Origin of the sequence: Halomonas sp. 5021 (genome assembly GCF_036663435.1) — a bacterium.
Classification (GTDB): domain Bacteria; phylum Pseudomonadota; class Gammaproteobacteria; order Pseudomonadales; family Halomonadaceae; genus Vreelandella; species Vreelandella janggokensis.
The window spans coordinates 225,150-239,237 of sequence record NZ_JAXOVU010000002.1 but is presented as its reverse complement, the minus strand read 5'-3'; the positions used below and the strand labels follow the sequence as shown (position 1 = coordinate 239,237).

General features: G+C 60.1%; 14 protein-coding genes. 6 read left to right on the top strand and 8 right to left on the bottom strand.

Annotation, left to right across the window (positions count from 1 at the left end; all coding sequences use genetic code 11):
- Positions 1-7 precede the first annotated feature (7 nt).
- From R3F64_RS04805 to R3F64_RS04795, 3 genes are all read left to right on the top strand, one after another.
- Complete coding sequence (locus R3F64_RS04805; RefSeq protein WP_085920040.1) at positions 8-1,216, top strand: 3-oxoadipyl-CoA thiolase; 1,209 nt, start codon at positions 8-10, stop codon at positions 1,214-1,216.
- Between the two features lie 145 nt (positions 1,217-1,361).
- Complete coding sequence (locus tag R3F64_RS04800) at positions 1,362-2,171, top strand: IclR family transcriptional regulator (protein ID WP_332610109.1); 810 nt, start codon at positions 1,362-1,364, stop codon at positions 2,169-2,171.
- Positions 2,172-2,282: 111 nt separating this feature from the next.
- Positions 2,283-3,098 (top strand): TRAP transporter substrate-binding protein, encoded by an 816-nt coding sequence (locus R3F64_RS04795; RefSeq protein WP_332610107.1) that lies wholly within the window; start codon positions 2,283-2,285, stop codon positions 3,096-3,098.
- Between the two features lie 89 nt (positions 3,099-3,187).
- On the opposite strand, the gene pcaG is transcribed toward R3F64_RS04795, so the two are convergent.
- The 8 genes from pcaG to R3F64_RS04755 all read right to left on the bottom strand — a co-directional run bounded on the left by pcaG (position 3,188) and on the right by R3F64_RS04755 (position 11,006).
- Positions 3,188-3,832, bottom strand: coding sequence for a protocatechuate 3,4-dioxygenase subunit alpha (gene pcaG, locus R3F64_RS04790; RefSeq protein WP_199284304.1), 645 nt, complete (start codon positions 3,830-3,832; stop codon positions 3,188-3,190).
- A 16-nt stretch (positions 3,833-3,848) separates the two neighbouring features.
- Positions 3,849-4,571 (bottom strand): protocatechuate 3,4-dioxygenase subunit beta, encoded by a 723-nt coding sequence (gene pcaH / locus R3F64_RS04785; protein ID WP_442908816.1) that lies wholly within the window; start codon positions 4,569-4,571, stop codon positions 3,849-3,851.
- Positions 4,572-4,604: 33 nt separating this feature from the next.
- Complete coding sequence (locus R3F64_RS04780) at positions 4,605-5,801, bottom strand: alpha/beta fold hydrolase (RefSeq protein WP_332610102.1); 1,197 nt, start codon at positions 5,799-5,801, stop codon at positions 4,605-4,607.
- Positions 5,802-5,812: 11 nt separating this feature from the next.
- Positions 5,813-7,015 carry a 3-oxoadipyl-CoA thiolase gene (pcaF, locus tag R3F64_RS04775; protein ID WP_332610612.1) on the bottom strand — a complete coding sequence of 401 codons (1,203 nt, stop codon included), beginning with the start codon at positions 7,013-7,015 and terminating at the stop codon, positions 5,813-5,815.
- A 25-nt stretch (positions 7,016-7,040) separates the two neighbouring features.
- Positions 7,041-7,814, bottom strand: a complete 774-nt coding sequence (locus R3F64_RS04770) for a CoA-transferase subunit beta (RefSeq protein WP_332610100.1) — start codon at positions 7,812-7,814, stop codon at positions 7,041-7,043.
- Positions 7,811-8,632 (bottom strand): CoA transferase subunit A, encoded by an 822-nt coding sequence (locus R3F64_RS04765; protein ID WP_332610098.1) that lies wholly within the window; start codon positions 8,630-8,632, stop codon positions 7,811-7,813. Before R3F64_RS04765 ends, R3F64_RS04770 begins: the two co-directional genes overlap by 4 nt.
- A 178-nt stretch (positions 8,633-8,810) precedes the next feature.
- Entirely contained in the window at positions 8,811-10,118 is a 1,308-nt protein-coding gene (locus R3F64_RS04760) for a class-II fumarase/aspartase family protein (RefSeq protein WP_332610096.1), read from the bottom strand.
- A 210-nt stretch (positions 10,119-10,328) separates the two neighbouring features.
- Entirely contained in the window at positions 10,329-11,006 is a 678-nt protein-coding gene (locus tag R3F64_RS04755; RefSeq protein ID WP_199284309.1) for a TetR/AcrR family transcriptional regulator, read from the bottom strand.
- 168 nt (positions 11,007-11,174) lie between these two features.
- On the opposite strand from R3F64_RS04755, the gene R3F64_RS04750 reads away from it, so the two are divergent.
- The 3 genes from R3F64_RS04750 to R3F64_RS04740 all read left to right on the top strand — a co-directional run bounded on the left by R3F64_RS04750 (position 11,175) and on the right by R3F64_RS04740 (position 14,063).
- Positions 11,175-12,215 (top strand): DctP family TRAP transporter solute-binding subunit, encoded by a 1,041-nt coding sequence (locus R3F64_RS04750; protein ID WP_199284310.1) that lies wholly within the window; start codon positions 11,175-11,177, stop codon positions 12,213-12,215.
- Between the two features lie 88 nt (positions 12,216-12,303).
- Positions 12,304-12,801, top strand: a complete 498-nt coding sequence (locus R3F64_RS04745) for a TRAP transporter small permease (RefSeq protein WP_199284311.1) — start codon at positions 12,304-12,306, stop codon at positions 12,799-12,801.
- Positions 12,798-14,063 carry a TRAP transporter large permease gene (locus R3F64_RS04740; RefSeq protein WP_199284312.1) on the top strand — a complete coding sequence of 422 codons (1,266 nt, stop codon included), beginning with the start codon at positions 12,798-12,800 and terminating at the stop codon, positions 14,061-14,063. The genes R3F64_RS04745 and R3F64_RS04740 overlap by 4 nt, the downstream gene beginning before the upstream one ends.
- Positions 14,064-14,088 lie beyond the last annotated feature (25 nt).

The following is a 14,088-nucleotide window of genomic DNA, read 5'->3' as shown; positions in this document are numbered from 1 at the left end:
CACCATCATGCAAGACGCCTATATTTACGACGGCATCCGTACCCCCTTTGGTCGCCACGGCGGCAACTTGGCGGCCATTCGGCCTGATGAACTGCTGGGCCTGACCCTCAAAACGTTGGTAGCCCGCAACCCTTTCGCGCCAGAGAGTTACGAAGAGGTGCTGGCAGGCTGTACCAACCAGGCAGGCGAGGACTCTCGTAACGTGGCCCGCCACGGGGCGCTACTCGCTGGCCTTCCCATTGAAGTCGCCGGGCAAACCGTCAACCGTCTCTGCGGCAGTGGCTTGGCAGCGATGATGGACGCCGCCCGTGCAGCACGGTTGGGCGAAGGCGAGCTGTTTTTAGCCGGTGGCGTAGAATCGATGTCCCGTGCACCCTACGTACTTGGCAAAGCGGACTCTCCGTTCGCCCGTAATCAGCCGATGTACGATACGGTGATCGGCTCACGCTTTCCCAACCCCTGGATTGCTAAGGAGTACGGCAGCCATAGCATGCCGGAAACCGCCGATAACATCGCCCACGACCTCAACATTGGCCGTGATGCCAGCGATGCGTTTGCCGCTCGCTCCCAGGCGCGTTATGCGAAATCGCTTGCCGCCGGTTTCTACGACGGCGAAATATTTGGCGTTGAGGTTCCTCAAGGGCGCAAACAGCCGCCACTGCTAGTGGATAAAGACGAGCATCCACGCCCACAAAGCACTGAAGATAAGCTTGCCAAGCTAGGTACACTGTTTGAAGGTGGCGTGGTGACCGCTGGCAACGCCTCAGGCCTTAACGACGGCGCCGCTGCAATGATTGTCGGCACCCAGGCTGCCGGTGAGCGTGTGGGGCTAACGCCGCGTGCTCGAATCGTGGCGAGTGCCGTAGCCGGGGTTGCACCACGAGTGATGGGCTTGGGCCCGGTACCCGCTTCGCAAAAGGCGCTTGCGCGTGCAGGACTGACCCTTGAACAAATGGACGTGATCGAAATTAATGAAGCGTTTGCAGTGCAGGTTCTCGGCTGCGTGCAGCAGTTGGGGCTTTCCTCTGACGACTCGCGTTTAAACGTTAATGGCGGCGCGATTGCCATCGGCCACCCCTTAGGGGCCTCCGGCGCACGCTTGGCGCTGACGGCCCTACGCCAACTTGAAGCCAGTGGTGGCCGCTATGCGCTGGTTACTATGTGCATTGGGGTTGGTCAGGGTATCGCGACGGTGATTGAGCGCCTAGATCAATAAGCAACGTTCGTCGCACATGCGACTTTCTAATATGCGTGCGCGGCAGGCTATTAAAGAGTTACCAAAGCGTTAATGAGGGCTTGTATCGTACTGAAGTAAATATGCGATACTTGCTCTATTGTTTATTAAATAATCGAGACGCTTGATGGAACCTAACGACATCGCTGACGAAGGATCACTTCCAAGTAAGGATCGAAATTTTGTCACCGCTCTCGCTCGAGGGTTGGAATTATTACGTGCCTTTGGCAATGGCGAAGAATATTTAGGGAATGCAGAGCTCTCCAACAGAACCGGGGTTCCTCGTCCCACTGTGTCACGGTTAACGTACACGCTTACGCAATTGGGCTACTTGCAGCATAATACCCACCTAGAAAAATACCGCCTCGGCCCCGGCATACTCGCTTTGGGATATCGATATCTTGCTAATATGGGAATTCGTGAAATTGCTCGTCCCCATCTGCAGAAACTAGCCGATGCCACTGACTGTAATGTAAGCCTAGGCAGTGCTGATCGAAATGATATGGTGTACTTGGAAACCTGCCACGGCCATGGACCACTAGTTATTCGTCTGGATATCGGTTCACGATTACCTATCGCCACTTCCGCCATTGGCCGCGCATGGTTATGTGGTCTTTCTAGCGAACGGTGCCAGCAGGTATTACTTGAGCTGGAAGCATTTTATGGTTCAGAGTGGCCCCGATATAAAGCCGGTATCGATAAAAGCATGAAAGACTATGCAGAGTATGGTTTTTGTCTATCTGAACAAGATTGGCAGCAAGATATTAGTGCCGTCGCCATGCCTTTGATTTTAGAAAATGGTGGTGAAGTGATGGCAATTAACTGCGGTGGTGCCAGTGTACGCCTTGACCATTCAAGACTTGTTAACAATTTAGGCCCGAGGCTGAAAGAGGTTGCACTTAATATTCAATACGAGCTAGGACCACGGCGTCGTTAAGTGCCTGATTCTGTCTGTAAGACCTCATGACCGCTATCTTCTGGTCATGCAGTCCCCGAAAAAGTGGGGGTAGCAGGTTTAGTATTGCGCCTATTGGCAGCGTTTACTTCTATGAGCCAGACCCTCGCCAAGTCTGACAAGACCTATGAAAGCGCCGTGATGGGCATCGCTGATATTGGCGCTTCCGCCCAAGGGTACACGGCAGGCCGCTTTCCTCTGACCCAGGTGGTTGAGCTGCCGGGGGTATCATCAAGTGCCCGCCAGGGTGCCTGTATTCTTCAATCACTTTACGACCAAGGCCACTTTGAGGAGGAGTACGCCGACACGCGCCCTCTGTTCCTGTTCACGACCGGCCCAGGTTATCTGCATACCAAGGATCAACGGATTGAAACACCGGCAGACCTTGAGGGGCTTCGCTTACGCCGCCCTACGCCGGTGGTGGGTGATATGTTCGAACGCCTGGGCGCCCAGGCGGTGGGTATGCCAGCGCCAGATGTGTTTACCGCCATGCAGCGTGGCGTCGTCGACGGCCTCAGCTTCAACTGGGAAGGCATGAAGACCTTCCGGCTGAACGAACTGGCGCAGTACCATACCGAAGTTCCCCTGTATGACCTTTCGCTGTTCGCCACCATGAGCCAGCGCAGCTACGACCGCCTGCCAGCTGATTTGCAGCAGGTGATCGATGACCACAGCGGGTTGGAGTGGTCGCTTCGCGCGGCGGAAGTTTACGACGAGATGATACGCCAAGGGCGCGAAGAAGCCGTCGAGGCAGGGCATGAGTTCGTCGTCATCGACGACGCGCTGGAAGACCCTGAATGGGGCCCGGTGCTGCAGCAAACCATTGATGACTACCTGGAAGACATTGGCGGCGCTGCCAACGACATCTACAACGCTGCAATGGAGTTAAAGCAAAGCTGCTCTGCGTAACGTAACAATAGAGGCCGTCTTCCTTATTTCCAGACTGAAAAGGGCAGCCATTTGGCTGCCCTCATCGTTGCATGCACCTCAGACATGTATCAAAAATCAAAAAATACCGTCTCGCCTTCGCCCTGCAGGCGGATATCAAAGCGATAACGCACCTTGCCGTCCACCTCTTCGCGCCTGGCGATCAGGGTCTGGCGGCGCGTCGGCGATTCGATACGCGTAAGCACCGGGCACTGGGCGTTCGCTTCAACCTCATCATCGAAGTAAAGCCGTGTTTGCAGGTGAATATTGACCCCCCGGGCAAAGACCGCCAGGTTAATGTGCGGCGCCATCAGTTGACCGCTGGGGTGTTTCACCGCGCCGGGCTTGATGGTGGTCAGCGACCACTCGCTGCCGTGATCAAAGGTGGTAGCGGTCCGGCCGAAGCTGTTGAACGGCTTGCCGAGGTCGTAATCTGTCTGGTAGTTGCCGTTGGCATCGGCCTGCCAGGCTTCTAGAAACGCATCGCGCACCAGGTCGCCATTGCCGTCGATCACGTTGCCCACGATCTCGATAGGCTCACCCTCGGCGTCGGGCTTGGCCATCTCATTCCAGACCTCTTCATCCCGAACGGGGTTGCCGGCTGCGGCGAGCGCCAGACCAATATGCACATAGGGGCCGGCGGTTTGCGACGCCGTTTCGCGCAGCATCAGCTCGCTGGCTGGCTGGGTGTTGGGTTGAATAGCGGGTTGTTGCATGATGATCCCCCTGGCCTTACTGGTTTTCGAAGTAGGTTTGCAGCTCGCCGCGCACCACGATGTCAAAGCGGTAGGCCAGGCAGTCCATCGGTTTACTGTGCGCCATATCGAGTCGGCCGATCATGGTGTCCACTGCCTCAGGATCGCTGAGCGTATGCACAATGGGGCAAAGCGGAATCAGCGGATCACCTTCAAAATACATCTGCGTAATCAAACGAGTAGAGATTGAAGGCCCGGTCACCGAGACATGGATATGGGCCGGGCGCCAGCTATTCACATCGTTGGGCCAGGGATAGGGGCCGGGCTTGATGGTGCGGAAACGGTACCCCCCCTGATCGTCGGTCAAGCAGCGCCCGACACCGCCGAAATGGGGATCCAAAGGCGCCAGATAGGCGTCCTTTTTATGCCGATAGCGGCCGCCGGCATTGGCCTGCCACATCTCGACCAGGGTATGCGGTACGGGCTTGCCGAACTGATCGACGACGCGACCATGCATGATGATCCGCTCCCCCTGGGGCAGCCCATCCCCCTGGGAAAAGTTCATCAGCAGGTCGTTATCGTGGGGCCCCATGCGCAGATGGCTGAAATCGGGGCCAGTCAGTTCAGACACGGTGGGTTGCTGCATGCTCACCAGCGCCTGCTGCGGCGAGCGCGGCACCGAGGTTTTATAGCCCGGGGCGTAGGCAGGCGGATGCCAATCTCGGTCACGTGCTACAAAGCGTTTGTTGTCGTGGCTCATCACCCTTACCTCTCGTTCGTTAACATGTCTCGCCTATTCACCCCAACCCAACTCTTTAGCGAGGGCAAAGGCGTGATTGGCGGCTGGCACGCCGCCGTAAATCGCCACGTGCATCAGCACCTGGCGCAGCTCCGCCTCCGTTAGGCCAATACGCTGGGCGGTTTTCAAGTGCAGTGTGAGCTCTTCGCGCCCTAGCGCGGCAAGAATCCCGGTGGTGATCATGCTGCGCTCACGGCGGGTTAAATCATCGTTGCTCCACAGCTCGCCCCAGGCCAGGCGGGTAATCATCTGCTGGAAGGGGGCATCCAAGCTGTTCGCATTGGCGGTGGAGCGCTCAACGTGTGCGTCGCCCAACACCTGCTTGCGGGTTTCCAGGCCGGTCGCGTACGCCACGCCGTGGTTGGCCACGTCGCCCAGATCCGTTGCCAGCACCCCGAGGAGCTTTTGCGCGAACAGCGCCGGGGCTTCTACCGAGGGTACATGGCCGACACTGTCAAAAATCTCCAGCGGTGCGTCATCGAGCTCTGCCGCCAGGGCTTCCAGCGTCGCGGGCGGCGTGGCCAGATCTTCGCTTCCGCCAAACAGCTGTACTTTGACCTTATTAGGAACGACCTTATGAAGAGCGCTCTTACCCGAGAGCTTTCCAGTGAACGTATCGCGGCCAAGCATCTCACACAGCTGAGCGTAGGACTCATCGTCGCCACGGCCCATCTGGGTGCACCAGCCCGCTTTCAGCGCCGGACTTGCCTCAAACGCCTTTGGCGCAAACCAGCGCGGCACGATTTCCTCAGACATCGCCGCTAGGCCCTCCTGGCGCACGCGGCCTGCACGGGTGTTCCACAGTTCCGGGTTGCCGATCACCGCGCCGGTGTTGGTCAGCGTCGCGGAGAGCAGGCGGTCGCCATGCGCAGCAATCAACTGCTGGCCGACGACACCGCCAATGGAGGTACCGGCAAAGTGAAAGCGCTCAGCGCCCGCCAGCTCTGCCAATGCCAGCGCCTCAGCGGCCAGATCAGCGGGCGTGATCTGCTCGCCGCTGACCGCCTGGCTGGCACCGTGACCGGGCAGATCCCAGGTCAGCACCCGGTAGCGAGGCAGCAGCGCGGGAATCACGTCGTCCCAAACCGCCTGGCTCATGCCCAGCGGGTGCGCCAGCACAACCAGCGGGTTTACGTCTGCGCCGAGCAGCCGGTACGCGACGCTGCGGCCATTGATGCTATGAAATGCCATGACGGTCTCCGTTAAACGCGTTCAATCAACGTCGCGATACCCTGACCCACGCCTACGCACATGGTGCACAGCGCATAGCGCTTGCCGCTGTTTTGCAGCTCATGGGCGGCGGTCAGCAATAGGCGGGCTCCGGACATGCCCAGCGGGTGCCCCAGGGCAATCGCGCCGCCGTTCGGGTTGACGCGAGGATCATCGTCGGCCAGCCCCAGGTCGCGCATACACGCCAGTGCCTGGGCGGCAAAGGCTTCGTTGAGTTCGATAATATCGATGTCATCGAGGCGTACACCGGTGCGTTCCAGCAGTCGGTTGACGGCCGGGACCGGCCCGTAGCCCATGATGCGCGGCTCGACGCCTGCCGTGGCCATGCCGATGATTCTAGCCATCGGGGCAAGGCCGTGCTGTTTGACCGCCGCGCCGCTGGCCACCAGCATGGCGGCGGCGCCGTCGTTGACGCCCGAGGCGTTACCCGCCGTGACACTGCCTCCATCGCGGAAGGGCGTGGGCAGGCCAGCGAGTTTCTCGAGGGTGGTTTCCCGCAGGTGCTCGTCCTGATCGAAGATCAGCGCTTCCTTCTTGCGGCGGGGGATCTCGATGGCGGTAATTTCCTGCGCGAAACGTCCGCCCTGTTGTGCCGCGGCGGCTTTCTGCTGGGAGCGCAGTGCAAAGGCGTCCTGGTCTTCCCGGGAAATGTCGAACTGCTCGGCGACGTTCTCGGCGGTCTCCGGCATGGACTCGACGCCGAAGGCGTTCTTCATCAGCGGGTTGATGAAGCGCCAGCCGATGGTGGTGTCTTCAATCTTCTGTCCTCGGGCAAAGGCGCTATCGGCCTTGCCCATGACGTAGGGCGCGCGGGACATGGACTCCACGCCGCCTGCCAGCGCCAGCCCCATCTCACCGGCTTTAATGGCGCGAAACGCGGTACCGACCGCGTCCATCCCCGAGCCGCACAGGCGGTTCATGGTGGTACCGGGCACCGAGGCAGGAATGCCCGCCAGCAGCGACGACATCCGCGCCACGTTGCGGTTATCTTCACCGGCCTGGTTGGCGCAGCCCATGAAGACTTCTTCGATCGCTGCGGGATCGAGAGTCGGCGCTTCCGCCAGCACGGCTTTGAAAATCGTCGCGGCAAAATCATCCGGGCGCACGCTGGCAAGCGTACCGCCAAAGCGACCGACAGCCGTACGACGCGGGTGACAGAGATAGACGTCGTTCATTTCAACATTGCTCATGACAAGCTCCTTATTCGCCCCCGTGGGCCCGCTCGGAGCGTGCTTTGAGCTCACGCAAGATCTCAAGCTCGTTGTCGCTGGGTTCTGGCGTGCTTGCGAGCTGTTCGGCAAAGCGCACTTCCCAGCCGGTGGCGTCAATCACGTCTTCACGGCTGACGCCTGGGTGCAGTGACACCACGACCAGCTCGTTGGTGGCCGGGTCGGGTTTCATCACGCACAGGTCGGTGATGACGCGGGTGGGGCCTTTACCGATATTGGGCACGTTGTCGCGCCCCTTGCCGTCGCGGCCAAAGCCTAGGGTGGTGACAAAGTCGACATCTTTCACAAAGGCGCGCTTGGAGTGCTTCAGGGTGATAAAGACTTCACCGGCGTTGGTGGCGATTTCCGGCGCGCCGCCACCGCCCGGCAGGCGTACCTTGGGCGCTTTGTAATCGCCGATCAACGTCGTGTTGAGGTTTGCAAAGCGGTCGATCTGCGCGGTGCCCAAAAAGCCCACGTCGACTTTGCCGCCCTGTAGCCAGTAGCGGAACATCTCCGGTACCGCCACGGTGGTCAGCGCCGATTCGCACAGCTCGCCATCGCCAATAGATAACGGCAGAATATCGGGCTTGGTCTGCAGCGTGCCGGATTCGTAGATCAGCACCACATCGGGGGCATGGGTCAGCCGTGCCAGGTTGGCGGCTTCCGAGGGCAGACCGATGCCCACAAAGCAGGTCATGCCGTTTTCCAGCGCCCGTGCGGCGGTCACCGACATCATTTCAGAAGAGGTATATTCGAGAGTCATTTGCTGTTCTCCCCTACACTGTAAACGTTGTCGTCGAGCCAACGGGTGAAGGTGTCACGATCGCGAGCGATGGCATCCCACTCTTTATAGAAGCGGTTGCTGCGGCCGTAATAGCCGTGGGTGTAGGAGGGCAGCGCGCCTTTCTCGGCGACAGCAATAGCGCTGATGGCCCAGCCAGGAATCACGCAGGCATTGGGGTGTGCATCAAGGTCATCGACGATCTCTTCCACCGTGACGATGCTGTGCGTGGCCGCCAGTACCGCCTCCTTCTGGACGCCGACAATGCCTTCCACCAGCACATTGCCCTGCCGATCCGCCCGCTGGGCGTGGATGATCGACACATCCGGGCGCACCGACGGCACGGCGGCCAGGCGCTCCCCGGTAAACGGGCACTCGATGAACTTGATCTGGTCGTTGACGCTGGGCAGCTCGCTGCCGATGTAGCCGCGAAAAACCGCCAGCGGCAATCCCGCCGCGCCTGCCTCAAAGGCGCAGGCCATGGCGGCGTGGCTATGCTCCAGAATCTCGACCTTATGCGGCCAGCCTTTCTCGACCGCATCGCGCAGGCGGTGCAGCGAGCCCACGCCGGGGTTGCCGCCCCAGGAGAAGATCACCTTTTTGGCGCAGCCTGCGCCAATCAACTGATCGTAGATGATATCGGGGGTCATGCGGATCAGCGTCAGGTCACGCTTTTCCTGGCGGATGACTTCGTGGCCCGCCGCAAAAGGAATCAGATGGGTAAAGCCTTCCATGGCCACGGTGGCGCCGTCTTCGACGAAGCGCACTACCGCGTCATGCAGGCTGAGAAACTCGGCCATGATGGGTGCCTCTTAGCTGGACATTACTGACTCATCGGTAATTGTTCGTTAGGCGAACATAGATTCTTCATACGAACAAGTTACTGCCGAATGCTCATTGGGTCAAACCCGGCGGCACCCACCAACCGCGCGCCCGGATCCATCGTCCCGTCCACAGCCGAACTTAACGCTTTGTTTTTCAATGCGCTGACGAGGACGCGAGCCATTTCCTGGTGCGCATGACCTGGGCGGCGCTGCTACCAAGGTATAAAGCGGGGTCGCAGGCTTCACGCAGCGCATCGGGATTAACGGTCCCTTTCACATCAGGATGCTCGGCCAGTACCTCTGAATAGGGGCGTGCTTCCCGGCGTGAAGTTTCAGCTGCTTCCGCGCTGATCGCTTTGGCTTGCTCCACGCCCAGCGTGGGAGCCAGCAGCCGCGCCACCGGCTCGGCCATGATGCCGCCGCCGGTTGCCGCGAGGTTGCGGTGCATGTTGGCAGGGTTCACCTCCAACCCTTCAAGCAACACCGCCACTTGCTCCAGTGCGCCTTCGACCAGCAGCGCGCTCTCGGTAAGCGGCGCCCACTCCGCATGCCATTCGCCTAGTCCCCGCTCAAGCGGTTGGGCAGTGGCGTTGACCAACACACTGGTATGACCATGCACTTGCCGCGCCGCGCCGCGAATCAGCGCGCTGCGCACCGGATTGCGCTTGTGGGGCATCGAGGATGACTCCCCCATTCCCGGCGCGGTAGGTTCCGCGACTTCGCCGACTTCGGTCTGGGTGAGCAGCGACACATCCAGGGCGATTTTCTCGGCTGCCCCGGCGACGGCATCCAGCGCCGTGCCAAGGGCATGGATCGGGTAGCGGTCGGTATGCCAGGGCAGCACCGGCACCGCCAGGCCTAGCCGCCCGGCCAAGGCGTCCATCCACTCAAGCCCGAGGGTATCCCAACCCGAGTGAACGCCGACCGCCCCACCCAACTGCACGGGAAGCTCGACGGCGAATAAACGGCGGCGCGCCTGCTCCAGACCGATAGCCCAGTGAGCCACCTTCACCCCGAAGGTCATCGGCAGCGCCTGCTGCATCAGGGTGCGCCCCACCATGGGTGTATCGATGTGTGCCTCCATCAGCGCCAGCGCGGCCGAACGACAGCGCAAGAGCAACTCATCGAGTGCTGCCAGGCGTGGCTTGAGCAGCAGCATCAGCGCGGAGTCGACTACGTCCTGGCTGGTCGCCCCCTGATGCCAGTAGCGCTTGAGATCATCGGTGAGCAGCGCACGGCCCTGCTTGACGAAGGGAATCGCCGCGTTGCCGCCGCTGGCGATGCCTTGGGCAATCTCTGAGGCATCAAGGTCGGCACGCGCAAGCTGTTCTCGCATTTGCTGGCTCACGCCATGCGGGATGGCGCCACTGGCTTCCTGAACCTCGGCCAGGGCCAACTCAACGGTCAGCATGGCGCGAACCATGGCGTCGTCGTCACATTCAGCGACGGCGCGCTGGCTCATGAAGGGGTACTTTAAAAATCCGGCCGGCATGGGCGTCAAGCCTCCTGTTAGCGTTGTTCAGAACCCGCGGCACCGTTCACAAAGTCACGACTCGGCAGGAACGAATTTGCACAGATGTTCGCGATTCGAACTATACGCTAAATAGGCAGACGCTAACTTGCAATCACTGACGTGCCCGCCATCGTCATGATCGGTGACCTACGTCATCGATCAGGGCGCTTCCCGGTCGACCCGTACGTAGCGCAGCACCATATCGGTAACGTGGTCTTCCAGTTTCTGCTGGTTCTCCGGCGCCGTCTGCTGCCAGTCAAAAATACGCGAGAAGGTGTGCTGGTTTGAGACATTGAAGAATGACAGCGCGCTGATCAGCCAGTGCAGCTCCCTCGGGTCCAGACCCTCGCGAAAACAGCCCGTTGCAACCCCCCGCGAATAGACATCACCAAGCACATCAATCACCCCTGCGTTGAGCGACTGAATCAGCTCGGACTGCGCCAGAAACCGGCCGTGGTGAATATTTTCGATCATCACCAGGCGAATAAAGTCAGGATTCTTGGCGTGATGGCAGAACGTGAACCTCACCAGTCGACAGAGCGCCTCGAGCGGGGCCAGGTGATCCAGATCAAGCTCGGCTTCCTGCAGGCGCACCTTCTGGTAGGCGGCCTCCAGCGTGTGCAGGTAGAGCGTCTCTTTATCGCTGAAATAATAATAAATCATGCGCTTGGAGGCGCGGGTCTTCTCGGCGATTTCATCGATCCGCGCCCCCGAAAGGCCCTTTTCGGAAAATTCACGGGTGGCTACCGCGAGGATATCGGCGCGCACGGATTCGGGGTCATTCTTGCGCCGACGCCGTGTGTCTCTAGGGCTGGCCGTAGCCGAAGTCGCTGTCATGGAGCATGCCTTTTATTGTCGTGGTCGTCTTTCGTCTAGTATGCCACAGCTTGACTGAACGTACCATTTCGTACATTGTTCAAAAGGACAGAATGAATTGGCCTGGCACGCCTTTGCTCAAGGCTTTTTCACTCCCCATGACAACGGCCCGACAAGAGGACAACAACAATGTCTTTACCACTCGCTACCACCAACGTGTCCATGAAACGCACGCTGACCGCTGCCATCGCCACTGCCACGCTCATCGGCGCGGCGCATGCCTCCGCACAGACGCTGCGCTTTGCCCACGTGGACCCGGACGACTGGACGACCTCGAAAAAAGGCGCCGCCGGGCAGGTGTTCAAAAACCTGGTGGAAGCCGAAACCGACCTTACCGTGGAGCTTTACCCCGCGGGCTCGCTGGGCGGTGAGACCGAGCTGATTGAAGGTACTCAGGATGGCACCATCACCATCTCAATGGTTTCCGGCGCCTACGCCAATTTCTGCGAAGCCGTCGCCGTTACCGATATTCCTTATACCTTCCCGTCTGCGCCGGTGGCCTGGGAAGTGATGGATGGCGAATTCGGCACCGCCCTGGCCGAGCACTGCCTGGAAGAGACCGGCCTGCGTACGCTGGCCTACGGCGAGACGGGCTTTCGCCACTTCACCAACTCCGTGCGTCCGATCCACTCACCGGAAGATATGGAAGGCCTGAAATTCCGCGTGCAAACCATTCCGCTCTATCAGGAAATGGTAGAGGGACTGGGCGCTGAACCGCAGGGTATCGCCTGGGGTGAGGTGCCGACGGCGCTTGCCACCGGCGTGGTCGACGGCCAGGAGAATCCTATCTCGGTGATTTACGGCAACAATTTCTACGAGTTTCAGGATTACCTCACGCTGGACCGCCACGTCTACGGCGTGGATCACATCCTGATCAACGATGAGATTTTCCAGTCGCTTAGCGAAGAAGAACAGGCCGCCGTGAAGCGCGCCGCTGTGGTCGCCGGCACTACCGGCCGTGCCATTCAGCAGTTCAACTCGGCAGAGGGTATCGCCAAGCTGGAAGCCGAGGGCATGGAAATCACCCAGCCCACTGCCGAGCAGATGGAGGCCTTCCGCGAAGCGGCTCAGCCACCGGTTCAGGCATATCTGCGCGATGAGCTGGGTGATGATGCCGAGTGGATCGAGCGTCTTTCTTCTGCCGTGGAAGATGCAGCCGCACGCTTCTAACCCCCGCTTGACCAAAGCGCTTTGCGGGTGGGCCCTGAAGGGTCCACCCGCGGCCCTGCGTACCTGACTAACGATCGAAGGTGCTTTCATGTCTCATCTTCTTGCCCGGCTACATCGTGGCCTGATCCTGTTCAATGGCAGCCTGGCCGGGCTTGCCATGATCCTGATTTTTCTACTGGTCGCAGGCAATGCCTTTGCGCGCTATACCGTCGGTGCTTCCATTACCTGGGGAGAAGACACCGCCATCTACCTGATGATCTATGGCCTGATGTTCGGCATGTCCTGGGCCTACCTGCAGGACAGGCACATCGGCTTTGACCTGATTCGCCGCCTGCTGCCGCCGCGCTGGGTGCGCTGGCAGGCCGTCGCCGTCGACCTGGCGGTACTGGTGATCGGCATCGGCCTGACGATGTCGGCGGTTGAGTTCATCGCTTCCCGAGGTGGGCGTACATCGTCGAGCACCGGGATGCCGATGTGGCTCTTTCAAGCCTCCATGTTGGTTGGCGGCGGGCTGCTCAGTGTCTCTGCCCTGGTAATGGGCGCACGCCGTTTGACCAGGCACGCCGATGAGGAGGCAGCATCGTGATATTTATATTGCTCTTGGCTCTCATCCTGCTTGGGGTGCCGTTTGCCTTTGCCATCCTCGGCACGCTGACGGTGCTGATGGGTACCGGTGACTTGCCTTACCACATCCGTATCGTCGCGCAGCAGTTCTTCGGCGGTATGGAGTCTTTCCCGCTACTGGCGATACCGCTGTTCATTCTGGCCGGCGAGCTGATGAACGAAGCGGGCATTACACACCGCATTATCAACCTGGCCACTGCCATTGTCGGCCGTCTGAAAGCGGGACTGGCGCACGTCAACATCTGGGCGTCGGTGATTTTTGCCGGCCTCTCGGGGTCAGCAATTGCCGACACCTCGGCGCTGGGGCGGGTCTTCGTCCCCGCGATGGAGAAAGAAGGCTACCCCCGCGATTTCTCCGCTGCACTCACAGCGGCCTCGTCGGTGATCGGCCCGATTATTCCGCCGAGCATTCCGGTCATCATCTATGCGCTTACGGTGTCGGGTGTCTCGGTACCGGGGCTGTTTTTGGCGGGTATCGTACCCGGGCTATTGCTGGCGCTGGGCCTTTCCATCTACGTCTACTTTTTCGCCGGCGACCTGGGCGCCACTCGTTCAGAACAGCCGTCACGCCGCCATGCGTTCCTCCACGGACTGCTGCCCGCGCTCATGCCGGTGTTTGTGGTCGGGTCGATTCTCGCTGGTATCGTCACGCCCACCGAGGCGGCGGCCTTTGCCGTGGTGTACGCGCTGATTCTGGGTGTGATGCTCTACCGCAATATCAAGCTGGTGGATCTGCCCGGCATCTTCGCCCGTGCCATGCGTGACAGCGCGGTGATCATGGTCATCATGGGCGCCGTCGCGGCGGCCAACTGGGTGCTCACCTTCGAACGCGTGCCCAACATGCTCACCGAGTGGGCGCTGATGAGCATCGACACCCAATGGACCTTCCTGATCGCCGTCATACTGCTACTGCTGGTGGTGGGACTGTTTCTGGAAGGCATCGCCGCCATTCTGGTGCTGGTGCCGATTCTGCACCCCATTGCCATGGCACTGGGTATCGACCCGCTGCACTTCGGCATCGTGGTGATCTTCAACCTGATGATGGGCCTGATCACACCCCCCATGGGGCTCTGCCTGTTTGTGGCCGACTCAGTTTCGGGGGTAGGGATGGGCCCCATTATCCGGCGCATTCTGCCCATGCTGGCCGTGCAGTTCCTGATCCTGCTGCTGATTACCTTCGTGCCCGAGCTGGTCACCTTCCTGCCGCGCCTGGCGGGCTACTGATGTTCATCAATCAAAGGAGCGTGAT

Excerpts from the sequence above, each read along its gene's own strand:
- R3F64_RS04805 (WP_085920040.1), top strand. The coding sequence starts at position 8 with ATGCAAGACGCCTATATTTACGACGGCATCCGTACCCCCTTTGGTCGC.
- R3F64_RS04800 (WP_332610109.1), top strand. The coding sequence starts at position 1,362 with ATGGAACCTAACGACATCGCTGACGAAGGATCACTTCCAAGTAAGGAT.
- R3F64_RS04795 (WP_332610107.1), top strand. The coding sequence starts at position 2,283 with ATGAGCCAGACCCTCGCCAAGTCTGACAAGACCTATGAAAGCGCCGTG.
- pcaG (WP_199284304.1), bottom strand. The coding sequence starts at position 3,832 with ATGCAACAACCCGCTATTCAACCCAACACCCAGCCAGCCAGCGAGCTG.
- pcaH (WP_442908816.1), bottom strand. The coding sequence starts at position 4,571 with ATGAGCCACGACAACAAACGCTTTGTAGCACGTGACCGAGATTGGCAT.
- R3F64_RS04780 (WP_332610102.1), bottom strand. The coding sequence starts at position 5,801 with ATGGCATTTCATAGCATCAATGGCCGCAGCGTCGCGTACCGGCTGCTC.
- pcaF (WP_332610612.1), bottom strand. The coding sequence starts at position 7,015 with ATGAACGACGTCTATCTCTGTCACCCGCGTCGTACGGCTGTCGGTCGC.
- R3F64_RS04770 (WP_332610100.1), bottom strand. The coding sequence starts at position 7,814 with ATGACTCTCGAATATACCTCTTCTGAAATGATGTCGGTGACCGCCGCA.
- R3F64_RS04765 (WP_332610098.1), bottom strand. The coding sequence starts at position 8,632 with ATGGCCGAGTTTCTCAGCCTGCATGACGCGGTAGTGCGCTTCGTCGAA.
- R3F64_RS04760 (WP_332610096.1), bottom strand. The coding sequence starts at position 10,118 with ATGAGCCAGCGCGCCGTCGCTGAATGTGACGACGACGCCATGGTTCGC.
- R3F64_RS04755 (WP_199284309.1), bottom strand. The coding sequence starts at position 11,006 with ATGACAGCGACTTCGGCTACGGCCAGCCCTAGAGACACACGGCGTCGG.
- R3F64_RS04750 (WP_199284310.1), top strand. The coding sequence starts at position 11,175 with ATGTCTTTACCACTCGCTACCACCAACGTGTCCATGAAACGCACGCTG.
- R3F64_RS04745 (WP_199284311.1), top strand. The coding sequence starts at position 12,304 with ATGTCTCATCTTCTTGCCCGGCTACATCGTGGCCTGATCCTGTTCAAT.